Genomic DNA, 14777 nt, shown 5'->3' on the forward strand with positions numbered 1-14777 from the left:
CGGGGGCGGCCGTCCGGCAGATGCCGGTACGACCGCCCCCGCTGTTGTGTGCGGCGGAGCGTCAGATCCGCTTCAGCTCCCAGAGCCGCCAGATGCCGGTGCCGTCCGAGAGGTACTGCGAGCCGGAGACGTCCGTCGTGCTGACGACGTAGTCCTTCTTCTGCCACAGCGGGACCAGCGGCACGTCCTCGCCGACCTGCGCCTGGAGCTCCTTGAAGTCGGCCGCGGTGCGTCCGCGGTCGCCGTACTGGAGCGTGGAGCCGATCAGGCTGTCCACCTTCTTGCTGGAGTAGCCGTTGTGGAGGCTGTTGTTGCGGCCGACGAGCGGCTGGCTGAAGGTGTCGGGGTCCGGGTAGTCGGGGAGCCAGCCGATCGTGTACGCGTCGTACTTGCCGGCCGCGTACTCCTTCTGGAACTTCGTCCACTCCACGGCGTGCAGCTCGATCTTGAACAGCCCGTCCTCCTCCAGCTGGCGGCGGATCTCTTCGGCTTCCTTCGCCTGCGTCTCGTCGCCGCCGCGGTAGCCGAAGTCGACCTTGACCGGCGTCTGCACGCCGGCGTCCTTCAGCAACTGCTTGGCGCGCGCCGGGTCGGGCGTCGGGTAGGCGTCGAAGAACGGCGTGCTGTGCCCGATGTACCCCTGCGGGATCAGCGAGTAGAGCGGTTCGACCGTGCTCTTGTAGATGTTGCTCACCAGCGGCCCGCGGTCGATGATCGAGGCGATGGCCTGCCGGACCTTCTTGTCGGCCAGCGGTGTCCCGGGCCGGACATTGAAGACGAGGTTGCGGATCTCGGCGCTGTCCGCCTCGGTGACGCGCAGGTCGGGGTCGCCGGGGTTCAGCTCGGCGAGCGTGGCCGGCGGCAGTTCGCGGTGGGTGACGTCGAGCTGCTTGGCGTTCCAGGCGGCCAGGAGATCACTGGACTTCTGGTAGTAGTGCACGGTGACCGGGACGCCCTCCTTCTTCACCGCGCCCTTGTACCGGGTGTTGGGGATCAGCTCCGCGATCTCGCCCGACCGGTACGACTTCAGGACGTACGGTCCCGAGCCGTCGACCGTGTTCCCCTTGCGGAGCTTGTCGGCCGGGTACGACTCGCGGTCGACGATCGAACCGGCTCCGGTAGCGAGCTTCTGCGGGAAGGTCGCGTCGCGCGAGGTGAGGTTGAAGGTGACCGTGCGGCCGTCGGCCACCACGTTCTTCAGGCTCGGGAACAGCACCCACGGACCGACGTCCGTCTTGATCCTGATCATGCGCTCGATGGAGTACTTGACGTCCTCGGCGGTGATCTTCCGGCCGTTGGAGAAGGTCAGGTCGTCACGCAGCTTGCACTGGTACGTCTGGAGCTTCTGGCCGATGAACCCGCAGCTCTCGGCCGCGTCGGGCTCGGGGACCACCGCCCCGGACTTGAACGTCATGAGCGACTGGTAGATGTTGCTGTACATCGCCCAGGAACCCGCGTCGTACGCGCCTGCCGGGTCGAGCGACGTGACCACGTCCGTCGTGCCGACGGCTACCGGGTCCTTCTTCACCTCGTCCGAGGGAAGCAACTGCCAGGCGACGACGCCTGCGATGACCAAAACCGCGAGAATCGCGAGAATCCGTAGCCGGATCGACCGCATTGCCGTGCTCTCCCTTACCAGCCCCACCTCGGCGTTGCGCTCAGATACGCAGATCACCGCATGCTCGCGATCAGCCAATCACACGATTTTCACATCTGGAAGAGCAAAACTGTGACTCATAGCCTTTTGTTCGGCAGTTGAAACCTTGGGTGCATCTGTACGTCCGAAACCGGTTGTCGACGGAGAGTCACGCCCGCAGTGAGGCCAGCTCCACGACGGTGATGTCGGACGGTGCGCCGACCCGTACCGGCGGGCCCCAGGCGCCCGCGCCCCGTGAGACGTACAGCTGGGTGTCGCCGTAGCGGTCGAGCCCGGCGCCGGTGGGATTGGCCAGATCGGCGATGAAGTTGCCGGGCCAGAGCTGGCCGCCGTGGGTGTGGCCGGAGAGCTGGAGGTCCACGCCGTGGGCGACCGCGTCGTGGATGACGACGGGCTGGTGGGCCAGCAGGACGGCGGCGCGGGTACGGTCCCGGTCGCCGAGCGCACGGGCGAAATCGGGACCCTGCTCTTCGCTCTCCCCGGCGATGTCATTGACGCCGGCAAGATCGAATCCATCGATCTCCACCCGGTCGTTCTCCAGCGGGTGAAGACCCAACTCCTTTACGTGATCCACCCATTGGGCGGCGCCGGAGTAGTACTCATGATTTCCGGTGACGAAGAAATTCCCGTGCCGGGCCTTCAGCCGGGCGAGCGGCTCCGCGGCCGGCCCGAGGTCCGCGACGGTTCCGTCGACGAGGTCGCCCACGACGGCGACCAGATCCGGCTGGGTCCGGTTGATCGTGTCGACGATCCGCTGGGTGTGGGCGCGGCCGAGGATCGGGCCGAGGTGGATGTCGCTGACGACGGCGATCCGGAAGCCGTGCGCGGAGCGGGGCAGCTTGGCCAGCGGGACGGTGATCCGCTTGACCCCCGGTCCGCGCAGCACTCCGTAGGTACCGAGGCCGACCGTGCCGAGCCCCGCGACGGCGGCGGCCCCACCGACGGCCCGCGCGACGAACAGCCGCCGGCTGGGTGCGTCGGGGCGGGGCGGGGCGGGGGCTTCGGCGACGAGGGTGGCCGGGGCGGCGGAAGTCCCCGCGCCCGGCGTATCCGCGGCGGGGTTCGAGTGGTCTGCGTCGTTTGCACGGCTTGCCGGACCTGCGTCGTTCACGCCGTCCGCCGACGCCGTGTCCGCGTCGTCCGGCCGCCCCGCCCGGCGCGCCAGTACCCGGCGCAGAACCGGCCGTACCGCCTCGCCCACCAGCAGAGCCAGCGTGAGGTACAGCACGGCGGCCAGCCACAGATAGCCCGGCCAGGCCAGTACCCGCTGGAGCCAGAAGGGCGCGCCCGCGCGGCCGGAGACCAGCGCGCCGACGCTCAGCAGCGGCAGTACGTACGCGGCCACCGTGCCGGCCCTGCGCATCGCGCTGCCCTCGGCCGTCGTGTCACCGACGAGGCGGCGCCACAGATAGCGGTGCACGCCGGCCAGCAGCGCGAGCACGACGATCACCATCACCACGAGACCGGCCACTGCCACTCGCTCTCCTCGGCCTGCCGTACGGCCTGTTATGCGCGCTCGCGGCGCAGGGCCTTGACGCCACGGAACCCGATCACTCCAACTGCCGTCCCCAGGAGAAAGGACGTGATGGCGAGCAGCAGATGCACCCAGAAGTACGCAGTCGGGTCACCCGCGTCGTCGAAGGCGAGTCCGCTGCCGTCCTTCCACAGGTTCTTGACGAAAGTGATCCAGATGAACCAGCTCCACACCCCGAAGGCGAGCAGGAACCAGGAGACGGGGCGGCTGAGCTTCATGGACTCAGTATCTCCGCAGCGCTCCGGCAGAGCCGCCCGGGGTGGGCTGTCCCGGCGGTACGCCCGGCGGGTCAAACCGTCCACACCCATTTTCATATCTTCTCCCTGTACGTTTCCGACCGTGCCTGCTCTCAAAAAGACCGCTCTGACGGTCATCTCTGCCGCCTTGTTGTCCACTTTTGTTGTCAGCCCGGCGTCGGCGGTCGGCAAGGACGCCTCCGACGAACAGCCGAAGCCGCCCGCGGGCATGTCCAAGGTCGGCGGCGAACTGCTGGGCCGGGCCGGTACGCAGGTCAAGCTGGGACCGGACGCCCCGGTGCTGCCGAAGGACCTCACGGGCAGGTCCTGGATCGTCGCGGACGCGGAGAGCGGCCAGGTCCTCGCCTCGCACAACCCGCACTGGCGGCTGCCTCCCGCCTCCACCCTGAAGATGCTCTTCGCGGACACCGTGATGCCCGCGCTCCAGCCGAAGACCCAGAAGTACACGGTCAAGGACGAGGACCTCGCCAACCTCGGCGAGGGCAGCAGCCTGGTCGGCGTCAAGGAGAAGCTCACCTACACGGTCCACGACCTGTGGCTCGGGGTGTTCCTGCGGTCGGGCAACGACGCGGTGCACGTGCTGTCCTCGATGTACGGCGGCGTCCCCAAGACCGTGGACGCGATGCAGTCGCACGCCGAGGAGTTGCAGGCGCTCGACACGAAGGTGGTGTCGCCCGACGGGTACGACGCACCCGACCAGGTCTCCAGCGCGTACGACCTGACGCTGTTCGCCCGCAGCGGGCTGCAGAAGGCGGACTTCCGGGAGTACTGCTCGACGGCCGACGCGCAGTTCCCCGGCGCGGAGAAGAACGGCAAGCGCGAGAGCTTCGGCATCCAGAACACCAACAAGCTGCTCACCGGCGCCGGCGGCGTCGAGCCGTACAAGGGCATCGCGGGCGTCAAGAACGGCTACACCACGCACGCCGGCAACACCTTCACCGGCGTCGCCGAACGCGACGGCAAGGTGCTGCTCGTCACCGTCATGAACCCGTCGTCCGAAAAGCCCCACGCCGTCTACGACGAAGCCGCCGACCTGCTCGACTGGGGCTTCGACGCGAGCGGCAAGGTGACCCCGGTCGGCGAGCTGGTGCCGCCGAAGTCGGCCGCCACCGGCACCGGGTCCGGCAAGGGATCGACGGCCACGCCCGGGAATGACGAGGGGCAGAACGGCCCCGCGCAGAGCGCGAAGGCCGCCGCGTCCGAGGGTGGCGGCGCAGGAGGCGCCGGGATCGCGCTGGGCATCGCCGCGGGGGTCGTGGTGCTGCTGGCCGGCGCGGCGTTCCTGGTCAACCGGCGCTGGCCGCTGCCGGACCTGGTCCGTCGCCTCCCGCGCCGCTGACCGGCCCGGACGGTTCTTCGGTGGCCTCGCCCTCGGCGTCGCCGGCCTCCTCGCTGTTCTGCGTCGCCGTCCAGGCGGCGCAGAACAGCAGCAGCTTCGCCGAGAGGTTGATCCACAGCAGCAGCGCGACCGGCACCCCGAAGGCGCCGTACATGCTCTTCGACGCCACGCCCTTCATGTAGCTGCCGAGCAGCAGCTTGAGCAGTTCGAAGCCGATCGCGCCGAGCGCTCCGGCGACCAGCAGCCGGTGCCGCGGCGGCTCGACGCCGGGCAGCAGGGTCAGCAGATAGAGCAGCAGCAGGAATCCGGCGAGCGCCGCCACCAGCAGGGTGGCCACCTGGAGCACCACACCGCCGGCGCCGCGGTCCGAGATGCCGAGCAGCTCCGCCGTCCAGCCGACGGCGACGGAGCCGGCCGACGACACGGCCAGCGTCGCGAGCACCGCCCCGCCGAGCCCCAGCAGCAGCCCGGTGTCCTTGAGTTTGCGCACGACCGGATTGCCCAGGCTCACGTCGTCCAGGTCCCAGACGGCACGCAGGCAGTCCCGCATCGAGCCGATCCAGCCGATGCCGGTGAAGAGCAGCACCGCACCGGCCACCACACCCACCGTGCCCGCGTGGGCCACCAGATTCCCGATGCCGAGCTGGTCGGAGATGCCCGGCACCTGCTCGGCGAGCTTGTCCTCGATCTTGTGGAGCTGCTCGGTGGAGAGCAGCGCGGCGCCGATCGCCGCACCGACCGCGATCAGCGGGAAGAGCGCCAGGAAGCTGATGAAGGTGATCGCGGCGGAGAGCCTGGCCCAATGGACCCGCTCCAGCGTCTCGTAGGAGCGCCAGGCGTGCGTCGTCATCAGCCGGGAGACGATCGGCCCGATGACGGGGAGGTTCTTGAGCCAGTCCATGACGTACGACTACCCTCCCCGGCCCGGAAAACCGAAACCGGCCCTGTTGCCGTACGGGCTGACACTTCTTCAATCACCCATATCGGTGAGTGTTGTAACAAATACCTCGAAAGGGTTTTCCCGGGCGATACGGTCACCGTCATGTCTGTCGACACCGTGTCCCTGACCGGCTGGGGCCGCACCGCCCCGACGACCGCCGTGCGTTTCCGCCCCCGTTCGTACGAGGAGGCGGCGGCGACGGTACGCGGCTGCGGGCCCCGCGGCTCCATCGCCCGGGGCCTCGGCCGGGCGCACGGCGACGCGGCCCAGAACGCGGGCGGCTCCGTCCTCGACATGACCGCGCTCAACCGGATCCGCACCGTGGACGCCGCCGCCGGGCTCGTGGTCTGCGACGCCGGGGTCAGCCTGCACCGGCTGACGGAGGTCCTGCTGCCGCTCGGCTGGTTCGTCCCGGTCACGCCCACGACCCGGTACGTCACCGTGGGCGGCGCGGTCGGCGCCGACATCCACGGTCACAACCAGCACATCTCGGGCTCCTTCTCCCGGCATGTCCAGGAGCTGGAACTGCTGAGTGCCGAGGGCGAGATCCGCACCGTACGCCCCGGCACCGCGCTCTTCGACGCGACCGCGGGCGGCCTCGGCCTGACGGGGGTGATCCTCTCGGCCACGCTCCGGTGCCACCGCGTCACCAGCTCATGGATGTCGGTCGACACCGAACGCGCCGTGGACCTGGACGACCTGCTGGAACGGCTCGGCGCCGGGGACCACCGCTACCGCTACTCGGCCGCCTGGATCGACCTCCGCGCCCGCGGCCGGGCCACGGGGCGCTCCGTACTCACCCGGGGGGAGCACGTACCCCGGTACGCGCTACCGGCGCGCGCCCGGCGCACACCGCTCTCGTTCCGCCCGGGGCCGCTGCCGGCCGCCCCCGCCCTCGTGCCGGAGGCGCTGCTGGGCGGCGCCCCGGCCGCCCTGCTCAACGAGGTGCGGTACCGCGGCGCGCCCAGGTACCGGATCGGTGAACTCCAGCGGCTCGCCGCGTTCTTCCACCCCCTGGACGGCCTGCCGCACCGCAACCGGATCCATGGGCGGGCCGGATCCGTGCGGTACCAGTTCGCCGTCGGCCACGGCCGGGAGGAGACGCTGCGCCGGATCGTGCACCGGATCTCCCGGCGGCGCTGGCCGACGACGAACGCCGTGCTCAAACGGTTCGGCGCCGGGGACCCCGGCTGGCTGTCGTTCCCGGTGCCCGGCTGGACGCTCGCCCTCGACCTGCCCGCCGCCCTGCCCGGCCTGGCCGGATTCCTGGACTCGCTGGACGAGGAGGTGGCGGCGGCCGGCGGCCGGGTCTGTCTGGCGAAGGACTCCCGGCTCCGGCCGGAGCTGCTGGCCGCGATGTATCCGAGGCTGGCCGACTTCCGGTCGCTCCGTGCCGAGCTGGACCCGGCCGGGGCCTTCCGCTCGGACCTGTCCCGCCGTCTGTCGCTCTGACGCCGCCTCCCTCGACCTCCCACACCCGAACCGCCCACGTCTGAAAGGGGTGTCTTCGTGAAGGACGCCTTCGGAGCCCCGCAGTCCCTGCTCGTCCTCGGCGGCACGTCGGAGATCGCGCTGGCCACCGCCCGGCGGCTGATCGCCCTGCGGACCCGTACGGTCCGGCTGGCCGGGCGCCCCGGCCCCGCCCTCGAAGCGGCCGCCGCCGAACTGCGCGCCCGCGGCGCAGACGTCCGTACGGTCGGCTTCGACGCCCTGGACGCCGAGTCGCACGAGACCGCCCTCGGCGAGATCTTCGCCGAGGGCGACATCGACATGGTGCTGCTCGCCTTCGGCATCGCCGGCGACCAGGGCCGCGACGAGGAGGAGCCGCTCGCCGCGGTCCGGGTCGCCCAGACCAACTACACCGGGGCCGTCTCCGCCGGGCTGGTGTGCGCCGGCGCACTCCAGGCGCAGGGGCACGGCTCGCTGGTGGTGCTCTCCTCGGTGGCGGGTGAACGCGTACGCCGTGCCGACTTCATCTACGGGTCCAGCAAGGCGGGTCTGGACGCGTTCACGCAGGGGTTGGGGGACGCGCTGCACGGGACCGGGGTGCATGTGATGGTCGTGCGCCCCGGCCTCGTACGCCCGGAGCCGGCCCCGGAGCCGGCCCCGGAGACGGCCCCGGAGACGGTGCCTGCCGCGCGGGCCGCGTCGCCGTCGCCCGCGCCGGCCCGGGGCGGGGTGGCGCTGCTCGCGTCGGCCCGGATCACCGCGGCACGGTCGGCCTCGGCCCGGTTCGCCTCGGCGCCGCTGGAGGCGCCGTCCCTGACCACGACGCCGGACGCGGTCGCGGAGGCCATCGTGACGGGGCTGCGGCGGCGTTCGGAGACGGTGTGGGTGCCCGGGTCGCTGCGTGCGGTGATGTCGGCGCTGCGGCACGTGCCGCGCCCGCTGTTCCGGCGCCTGCCGCTCTGAGCCGGCGGCGCCGGGGTGGTACGGGGGTCGCTCAGGGGTGCAGGGAGGGCTCGTCCACGGAGGAGCCGCCCTGCGCGGGCACCGCGGGGGCGCTGCCCCCGGCTTCGAACGGGAACTCGTTGATCTTGCGCCAGACGCTGTCCGAGCCCTGCTCGTACAGCGCGAAGGAACCGCAGGTCCAGGCCGCCTCGTAGTCGGCCAGCTCGGCGTACGCCCGGTCCATCGCCTCCTCGGCGATGTCGTGCGCCACGGTCACATGCGGGTGGTACGGGAACTGGAGCTCACGGACCAGCGGCCCGGAGGCGTCCCGGACCCGCTTCTGCAGCCAGGTGCAGGCCGAGGCGCCCTCGACGACCTGGACGAAGACGACCGGCGAGAGGGGACGGAAGGTCCCCGTGCCGGACAGCCGCATCGGGAAGGGGCGGCCGCCCGTCGCGATCTGGGCGAGGTGCGCCTCGATCGCGGGCAGGTCGGCCGCCTCGGCCTCGGTCGGCGGGAGAAGGGTGACGTGGGTGGGAATGCCGTACGCGGCAGGGTCCCCGAAGCTCGCGCGCCGCTCCTGGAGCAGGCTGCCGTAGGGCTCCGGGACCGCGATCGAAACGCCGAGCGTTACGGTCCCCACGTCGTCCTCCTCAATGCTCGATGGCCGATGGCCTGCTTTCGGCCATCCACCGGGTTCAGCTTCCCGTCGCCAGTGTGACGCCTGCGGCAGCGAAACCGCCAGGGTCCTTGGACTCAGTGCTTCGCGGGCAGAAAGCCCATCCGGTCGTACGTCCGGGCCAGGGTCTCGGCCGCGACGGCACGGGCCTTCTCCGCGCCCTTGGCCAGGATCGAGTCCAGCGTCTCCGGGTCGTCCAGATATTCCTGCGTACGGGTCCGGAACGGTGTGACGAACTCGACCATGACCTCGGCGAGGTCGGTCTTGAGCGCACCGTAGCCCTTGCCCTCGTACTTCTGCTCCAGATCCGCGATACCGGTGCCCGTGAGTGTCGAGTAGATGCTCAGCAGATTGCTGACGCCGGGCTTCTCGGCCCGGTCGAAGCGGATCACCGTGTCGGTGTCGGTGACCGCGCTCTTCACCTTCTTGGCGGTGGTCTTCGGCTCGTCCAGAAGGTTGATCAGGCCCTTCGGGGTGGCCGCCGACTTGCTCATCTTCGCCGACGGGTCCTGGAGGTCGTAGATCTTCGCCGTCTCCTTGAGGATGTACGGGTCCGGCACGGTGAACGTGTCGCCGTAGCCGGCGTTGAACCGCTCGGCCAGATTGCGGGTCAGTTCGAGGTGCTGGCGCTGGTCCTCGCCGACCGGGACCTGGTCGGCCTGGTACAGCAGGATGTCGGCCACCATCAGCATCGGGTAGGTGAAGAGACCGACCGTGGTGCGGTCGGCGCCCTGCTTGGCGGACTTGTCCTTGAACTGCGTCATGCGCGAGGCCTCGCCGAAGCCGGTGAGGCAGTTCATGACCCAGCCGAGCTGCGCGTGCTCGGGGACGTGGCTCTGGACGAAGAGCGTGCAGCGCTCCGGGTCGAGACCTGCGGCGAGGAGCTGGGCGACGGCGAGCCTGGTGTTGGCGCGCAGCTCCGCGGGGTCCTGCGGGATGGTGATCGCGTGCAGGTCCACGACCATGTAGAAGGCGTCGTGGGAGTCCTGCAGCGCCACCCACTGGCGGACCGCGCCGAGGTAGTTGCCGAGGTGGAACGAGCCTGCGGTGGGCTGGATTCCGGAGAGCACACGGGGGCGTTCAGAGGCCATGGAACTCATTGTCTCAGGTACGGGCAGCAGGCCCCGACCGGCCTGGCGCGCCGGGAAATACAGGTTTCCTCGCCGCTGATCCGACCAACGATACAAAGTGGGCACCACCCCCGCCCGCCCCACGACGAACGGAGATCCCGTGTCGACCACGGAAACCGCCATCGCCTCCGCCGAGGCGCACAGCGCGCACAACTACCATCCGCTGCCCGTCGTCGTCGCCACGGCGGAAGGGGCCTGGATGACCGACGTCGAGGGCCGCCGCTACCTCGACATGCTCGCCGGCTACTCGGCGCTCAACTTCGGACACGGCAACCGGCGCCTGATCGACGCGGCCAAGGCACAGCTGGAGCGGGTGACGCTCACCTCACGTGCTTTCCATCACGACCGGTTCGCCGACTTCTGTACGCAGCTCGCCGAGCTGTGCGGCATGGAGTCGGTGCTGCCGATGAACACCGGGGCGGAGGCCGTGGAGACCGCGGTGAAGACGGCCCGCAAGTGGGGGTACCGGGTGAAGGGCGTCCCGGACGGCATGGCGAAGATCATCGTCGCCGCGAACAACTTCCACGGCCGGACCACCACGATCATCAGCTTCTCCACGGACCCGGAGGCGCGGGAGGACTTCGGCCCGTACACGCCGGGGTTCGAGATCGTGCCGTACGGGGATCTCACGGCGCTCCGGGAGGCGATGACCGAGAACACCGTGGCGGTGCTGATGGAGCCGATCCAGGGCGAGGCCGGGGTGCTGGTGCCGCCGCCCGGCTATCTCCCCGGGGTGCGGGCGCTCACCCGCGAGCGGAACGTGCTGTTCATCGCGGACGAGATCCAGTCGGGCCTGGGCCGGACCGGCCGGACCTTCGCCTGTGAGCACGAGGGCGTGGTGCCGGACATGTACGTGCTCGGCAAGGCGCTGGGCGGCGGGGTGGTGCCGGTGTCGGCGGTGGTCTCGTCGCAGGACGTGCTCGGGGTGTTCCGGCCCGGTGAGCACGGTTCGACGTTCGGCGGCAATCCGCTCGCCTGCGCGGTCGCGCTGGAGGTCATCGCGATGCTGCGCACCGGCGAGTTCCAGCAGCGGGCGGCCGAGCTGGGCGAGCACCTGCACCAGGAGCTCGGGCTGCTGGTGGGCGGCGGCGCGGTGCAGGAGGTGCGCGGCCGCGGGCTGTGGGCGGGGGTCGACATCGCCCCGAGCCACGGCACCGGCCGGGAGATCTCCGAGAAGCTGATGGATCGCGGGGTGCTGGTCAAGGACACCCATGGCTCGACGATCCGGATCGCCCCGCCGCTGGTGATCAGCAAGGAGGACCTGGACTGGGGCCTCGAACAGCTCCGGGCCGTGCTGCGCGGCTGAGCCCCGGGCGGCCGGGCGGGCCGGGGGCCGTCCGCCCGGCCCGCCCTGGCAGACTCCGCACCGTGAGACCCGACCTGACACAGCTGCGCGACCTGATCGAGGAGTCACCGGGGTTCGGCCGCGGGCCCGCGGGCGGCGTGCCGCAGGCCCTGATCCGCGAGGCCGAGGCGCGCGTCGGGCCGCTGCCGCCGTCGTACCGGTGGTGGCTGGCCGAGTACGGCCACGGACGGGCCGGGAACGCGGACATCGCCACGGTGGCGCCCGGCGGGTCCGGCGGGTCCGGCGGGTCCGGCGGGTCCGGCGGGTCCGGCGACGACTCGGCGGGCGATCCGGCGGGCGATCCGGCGGGCGAGATGTACGAGGCCGTCACCGCGGGCTGGCGGCGGGACGGCGAGCGGCTCTGCTTCGCCGTCGAGCCGGACTGCGGCGACGAGTTCCGCTTCGCCCTGGACCGGGCGGGCGAGGACGGGGAGTACCCGGTGCTCGGGCGGGACGGCACGGACGGGTGCGAGTACCCGGTCGCGGAATCCTTCGCCGGGTTCCTGACCGTCCGGGCGGCGCTGTCGCGCGGCCTGCGGGACGGCCCCAATCCGGCGGTCGCCCGGCTGTGGCGGTCGACGCCCGGTGTGCTGCTCGACAACGGCGTGCACGTCTACGGCCCGCACCTGATCCAGGAACGCAACGAGACCTTCGAGGTGCCCCGGTACGGGCCCGGCTGGGTGCTGGTCGGGGACGACAGCGGCGGCGACGGGCTCTTCATGCGCCGCCACGGCCGCGACCGCACCACCCTGTACCGGCTGGGCCTGGGCGCGGCTGGCGAGGACATCGGGGCGGCGGGCGAGCCGGTCACGGACGATCTGCTCGGCTGGCTGCGCGCGGGCGGGCCGCTGCCCGGCTGAGCGGCGGTCCGGCCGAGCGGCAGTCCGGCCGGCTGAGTGGCGGTCCGGCCGGCTGAGTGGCGGTCCGGCCGGCTGAGTGGCGGTCCGGTCGGCTGAGCGGCGGTCCGGTCGGCTGAGCGGCGGTCTAGAGGATGACGTGCGGCAGGAAGCGGGCGTACTCGTCCGTGACCGGGCCGGCCGATTCGCGGATGCCGAGCCCGGCCGCCTCGTCCTCCACGACCCATGCGCCCAGCACCACGCGGTTGCCGTCGAAGTCCGGCAGCGGTGCCAGCTCCTGGTAGCAGCAGGGCTCGTCCCGCAGCACCACGGGGCTTCCCGGCTCATGGATCGTGACGCCGTCGCCCTCGCGGCCGAGCAGCGGCTTGGCGACGTAGCCGCGGCCCCCGTCGCCCGGGTCCGCCGCGAGTCCGCGGGGACCGTCGAGGTAGGAGGGCAGCAGGTTCGGGTGGCCCGGGTAGAGCTCCCAGAGGATCGCCAGCAGCGCCTTGTTGGACAGCAGCATCTTCCAGGCGGGCTCGATCCAGCAGGTGGTGCCCGTACCGCCGCCGTTGTCGAGGGTGTCGAGCACATGCGGGCCGAACCGGTCGGTCGCCAGCCACTCCCACGGATACAGCTTGAAGCAGCTCCGGATGAACCGGAGCCGGTCGTCGACGAACCGCCCGCTCAGCCGGTCCCAGCCGATCTGCTCGACGGAGAGCGCCTCCGTCCCGATGCCGGCCTGTTCCGCGGTCTCGCGCAGATACGCGACCGTCATCAGGTCCTCGCCCAGCTCGTCGCCGTCGGAGTGCGCGAAGTGCAGCGGCCCCGGCGGCAGCAGGGGTGCCTGGCGTCTCCAGGCCGCGACGAGCCGTTCGTGCAGCGAGTTCCACTGGTCGGCGCCCGGGAAGCGGTCCTCCATCCAGAACCACTGGGCGCTCGCGGCCTCCACCAGGGAGGTGGGGGTGTCCGCGTTGTACTCCAGCATCTTCGCCGGTCCGGTGCCGTCGTAGCGCAGGTCGAACCGGCCGTACAGGGAAGGCAGTTCGGCCCGCCACTGCCAGGACTGAGTGATCAGACCGGGCAACCGCCGGTCGGTGATGCCGAGTTCGGCGAAGCGGTCCCGCTCCACGATGTGCGCGGCCGCGGCCAGGCACATGGCGTGCAGTTCCTCGACGACGTCCTCCAGCGCCTCGACCTCGGGCAGCGAGAAGACGTAGTAGGCGCTCTCGTCCCAGTACGGGCGCAGCGATCCGTCCGGGTAGCGGGTGAGCGGGAAGACGACGCCCTGTTCCTCCACCGTCCGCTGCCAGTCGGGGCGGGGTTCTGTGGTGCGGCGTTCCATGCCGGTTCAGCCGCCGCCGGTGCCCGAGCAGCCGAAACCGCCGCGGTCGACCGCGGACTTGTCGAAACTGCCGCCCTCCACCTTGCCGTTCTTGCTGCTGCCGCCGTAGTAGTACGAGCCCTTGCCGCTCTTGCACTCGTAGCTCGGCAGCTTGTCCCGGGTCAGCGGGTCGACACACCGCTTGTCCGGCTCCGAACCACAGGACGTGATCATCGCCGCGAGCACCCCCATGCCACCGAGCACGACCGTGCTCGACCTCAGCCTGCGCGCCATGTTCCCGACTCCCCCGTGCGTACGAATCAAGCCAATGCGACCATCCGTCAGATTAGATGCCTGCCGATGACGGCGGGAAGCGGGTGCACCGGACGTCCACAAGTAGAGTCACTGTGTGATCCTCGGGATGATCTGCGCGCTCGGTGCCGCCGTCTGCTTCGGCACCGCCTCGGTCCTCCAGGCCGTCGCCGCGCGGGCCGCCGCCGAGCCGGGGTCGGACGCGGGGGTCGATCCGGCACTGCTGCTGCGCGCCCTGCGCCAGTGGCGGTACGTCGCCGGACTCGCCCTGGACGGCTGCGGTTTCGTCCTCCAGATCATCGCCCTGCGTTCCCTGCCGATCTACGCGGTCGGCGCCGCGCTGGCCGCGAGCCTCGCGGTGACGGCGGTGGTCGCCGCGCGGCTGCTCGGGGTGCGGCTGAGCGGCGTCGAGTGGAGCGCGGTCGGCGTCGTCTGCGCGGGCCTCGGCATGCTGGGGCTGGCGTCCGGCGGCGAGGGCCACGGGACCGGTTCGGCCGCCCTGGCCTGGTCGATGCTGGGGATCGCGCTGGGCATCCTGCTGATCGGCGCGGCGGCCGGCCGCCTCCCGGAGCGGCCCCGGGCGCTCGTGCTGGGGCTCGGCGCGGGCTGCGGCTTCGGGGTGGTGGAGGTCACGGTCCGGCTGATCGACGACGTGTCCCCGGCCGCGCTGCTCGCCGACCCGGCCGCGTACGCGCTGCTGCTGGGCGGCGGTTCGGCGTTCCTGCTGCTGACCTCGGCCCTGCAACGCGGTTCGGTGACGACGGCGACGGCCGGCATGGTGCTCGGCGAGACGATCGGCCCGGCGCTGGTGGGCGTGGTCTGGCTCGGCGACCGGACCCGCGAGGGCCTGGAGTGGGTGGCGGTCGCCGGCTTCGTGGTCGCGGTGGCGGGCGCGCTGGCCCTGGCCCGCTTCGGCGAGGCCCCGGCGGCCACCCGGGGACCGGCGGACGACGCGGCCGAGCGGGACCACTGCGAGAAGTGACCCGCGCCGGGTGCCGGTCCGCGTCGCCGGCCCGGTGACGTACGCTGGCAT

13 protein-coding genes and 2 pseudogenes are annotated in these 14777 nt (G+C 71.4%); 7 read left to right on the forward strand and 8 right to left on the reverse strand.

The window, feature by feature from the left end; genetic code table 11:
• Positions 1 to 61: 61 nt before the first annotated feature.
• From EES42_RS04905 to EES42_RS45985, 3 genes are all read right to left on the reverse strand, one after another.
• Positions 62 to 1618 (reverse strand): ABC transporter substrate-binding protein, encoded by a 1557-nt coding sequence (locus tag EES42_RS04905; RefSeq protein ID WP_124717421.1) that lies wholly within the window; start codon positions 1616 to 1618, stop codon positions 62 to 64.
• A gap of 187 nt (positions 1619 to 1805) precedes the next feature.
• Positions 1806 to 3110, reverse strand: coding sequence for a metallophosphoesterase (locus tag EES42_RS04910; RefSeq protein ID WP_124717422.1), 1305 nt, complete (start codon positions 3108 to 3110; stop codon positions 1806 to 1808).
• Positions 3111 to 3163: 53 nt separating this feature from the next.
• Positions 3164 to 3409, reverse strand: a complete 246-nt coding sequence (locus EES42_RS45985; protein WP_079179553.1) for an SCO4848 family membrane protein — start codon at positions 3407 to 3409, stop codon at positions 3164 to 3166.
• A gap of 121 nt (positions 3410 to 3530) precedes the next feature.
• On the opposite strand from EES42_RS45985, the gene EES42_RS04915 reads away from it, so the two are divergent.
• Entirely contained in the window at positions 3531 to 4787 is a 1257-nt protein-coding gene (locus tag EES42_RS04915; protein WP_323180389.1) for a D-alanyl-D-alanine carboxypeptidase family protein, read from the forward strand.
• Here the strand turns inward: EES42_RS04915 and EES42_RS04920 are convergent.
• A complete protein-coding gene (locus EES42_RS04920; RefSeq protein ID WP_124716834.1) occupies positions 4735 to 5688 on the reverse strand; it encodes a YihY/virulence factor BrkB family protein in 954 nt (317 codons plus the stop codon). The genes EES42_RS04915 and EES42_RS04920 overlap by 53 nt on opposite strands.
• A 141-nt stretch (positions 5689 to 5829) precedes the next feature.
• On the opposite strand from EES42_RS04920, the gene EES42_RS04925 reads away from it, so the two are divergent.
• The 3 genes and pseudogenes from EES42_RS04925 to EES42_RS47555 form a co-directional block, all read left to right on the forward strand.
• Entirely contained in the window at positions 5830 to 7179 is a 1350-nt protein-coding gene (locus tag EES42_RS04925) for an FAD-binding protein (RefSeq protein ID WP_124716835.1), read from the forward strand.
• A 57-nt stretch (positions 7180 to 7236) separates the two neighbouring features.
• Positions 7237 to 7809: pseudogene (locus EES42_RS47550) on the forward strand (SDR family NAD(P)-dependent oxidoreductase); the annotation flags it as partial.
• Positions 7810 to 7983: 174 nt separating this feature from the next.
• A pseudogene (locus EES42_RS47555) lies at positions 7984 to 8139 on the forward strand (decaprenylphospho-beta-D-erythro-pentofuranosid-2-ulose 2-reductase); the annotation flags it as partial.
• A 31-nt stretch (positions 8140 to 8170) separates the two neighbouring features.
• Here the strand turns inward: EES42_RS47555 and EES42_RS04935 are convergent.
• Both EES42_RS04935 and trpS read right to left on the reverse strand, forming a co-directional pair.
• Positions 8171 to 8761, reverse strand: coding sequence for a 2'-5' RNA ligase family protein (locus EES42_RS04935; RefSeq protein WP_124716837.1), 591 nt, complete (start codon positions 8759 to 8761; stop codon positions 8171 to 8173).
• A 113-nt stretch (positions 8762 to 8874) separates the two neighbouring features.
• Entirely contained in the window at positions 8875 to 9897 is a 1023-nt protein-coding gene (gene trpS / locus EES42_RS04940) for a tryptophan--tRNA ligase (RefSeq protein WP_124716838.1), read from the reverse strand.
• A gap of 130 nt (positions 9898 to 10027) precedes the next feature.
• Between trpS and rocD the strand changes: the two genes are divergently transcribed.
• Together rocD and EES42_RS04950 are read left to right on the forward strand one after the other, a co-directional pair.
• Positions 10028 to 11233 carry an ornithine--oxo-acid transaminase gene (gene rocD / locus EES42_RS04945; protein ID WP_124716839.1) on the forward strand — a complete coding sequence of 402 codons (1206 nt, stop codon included), beginning with the start codon at positions 10028 to 10030 and terminating at the stop codon, positions 11231 to 11233.
• 62 nt (positions 11234 to 11295) lie between these two features.
• Entirely contained in the window at positions 11296 to 12132 is an 837-nt protein-coding gene (locus tag EES42_RS04950; protein ID WP_124716840.1) for an SMI1/KNR4 family protein, read from the forward strand.
• Between the two features lie 124 nt (positions 12133 to 12256).
• On the opposite strand, the gene EES42_RS04955 is transcribed toward EES42_RS04950, so the two are convergent.
• Both EES42_RS04955 and EES42_RS04960 read right to left on the reverse strand, forming a co-directional pair.
• Positions 12257 to 13453 carry a glutathionylspermidine synthase family protein gene (locus EES42_RS04955; protein WP_124716841.1) on the reverse strand — a complete coding sequence of 399 codons (1197 nt, stop codon included), beginning with the start codon at positions 13451 to 13453 and terminating at the stop codon, positions 12257 to 12259.
• A gap of 6 nt (positions 13454 to 13459) precedes the next feature.
• Positions 13460 to 13726, reverse strand: a complete 267-nt coding sequence (locus EES42_RS04960) for a hypothetical protein (RefSeq protein ID WP_124716842.1) — start codon at positions 13724 to 13726, stop codon at positions 13460 to 13462.
• Positions 13727 to 13853: 127 nt separating this feature from the next.
• Here EES42_RS04960 and EES42_RS04965 point away from each other — a divergent pair, with 127 nt between their 5' ends.
• Positions 13854 to 14726, forward strand: a complete 873-nt coding sequence (locus tag EES42_RS04965; protein WP_124717423.1) for a hypothetical protein — start codon at positions 13854 to 13856, stop codon at positions 14724 to 14726.
• Positions 14727 to 14777 lie beyond the last annotated feature (51 nt).

Source organism: Streptomyces sp. ADI95-17, from assembly GCF_003846175.1.
Lineage (GTDB): Bacteria > Actinomycetota > Actinomycetes > Streptomycetales > Streptomycetaceae > Streptomyces > Streptomyces sanglieri.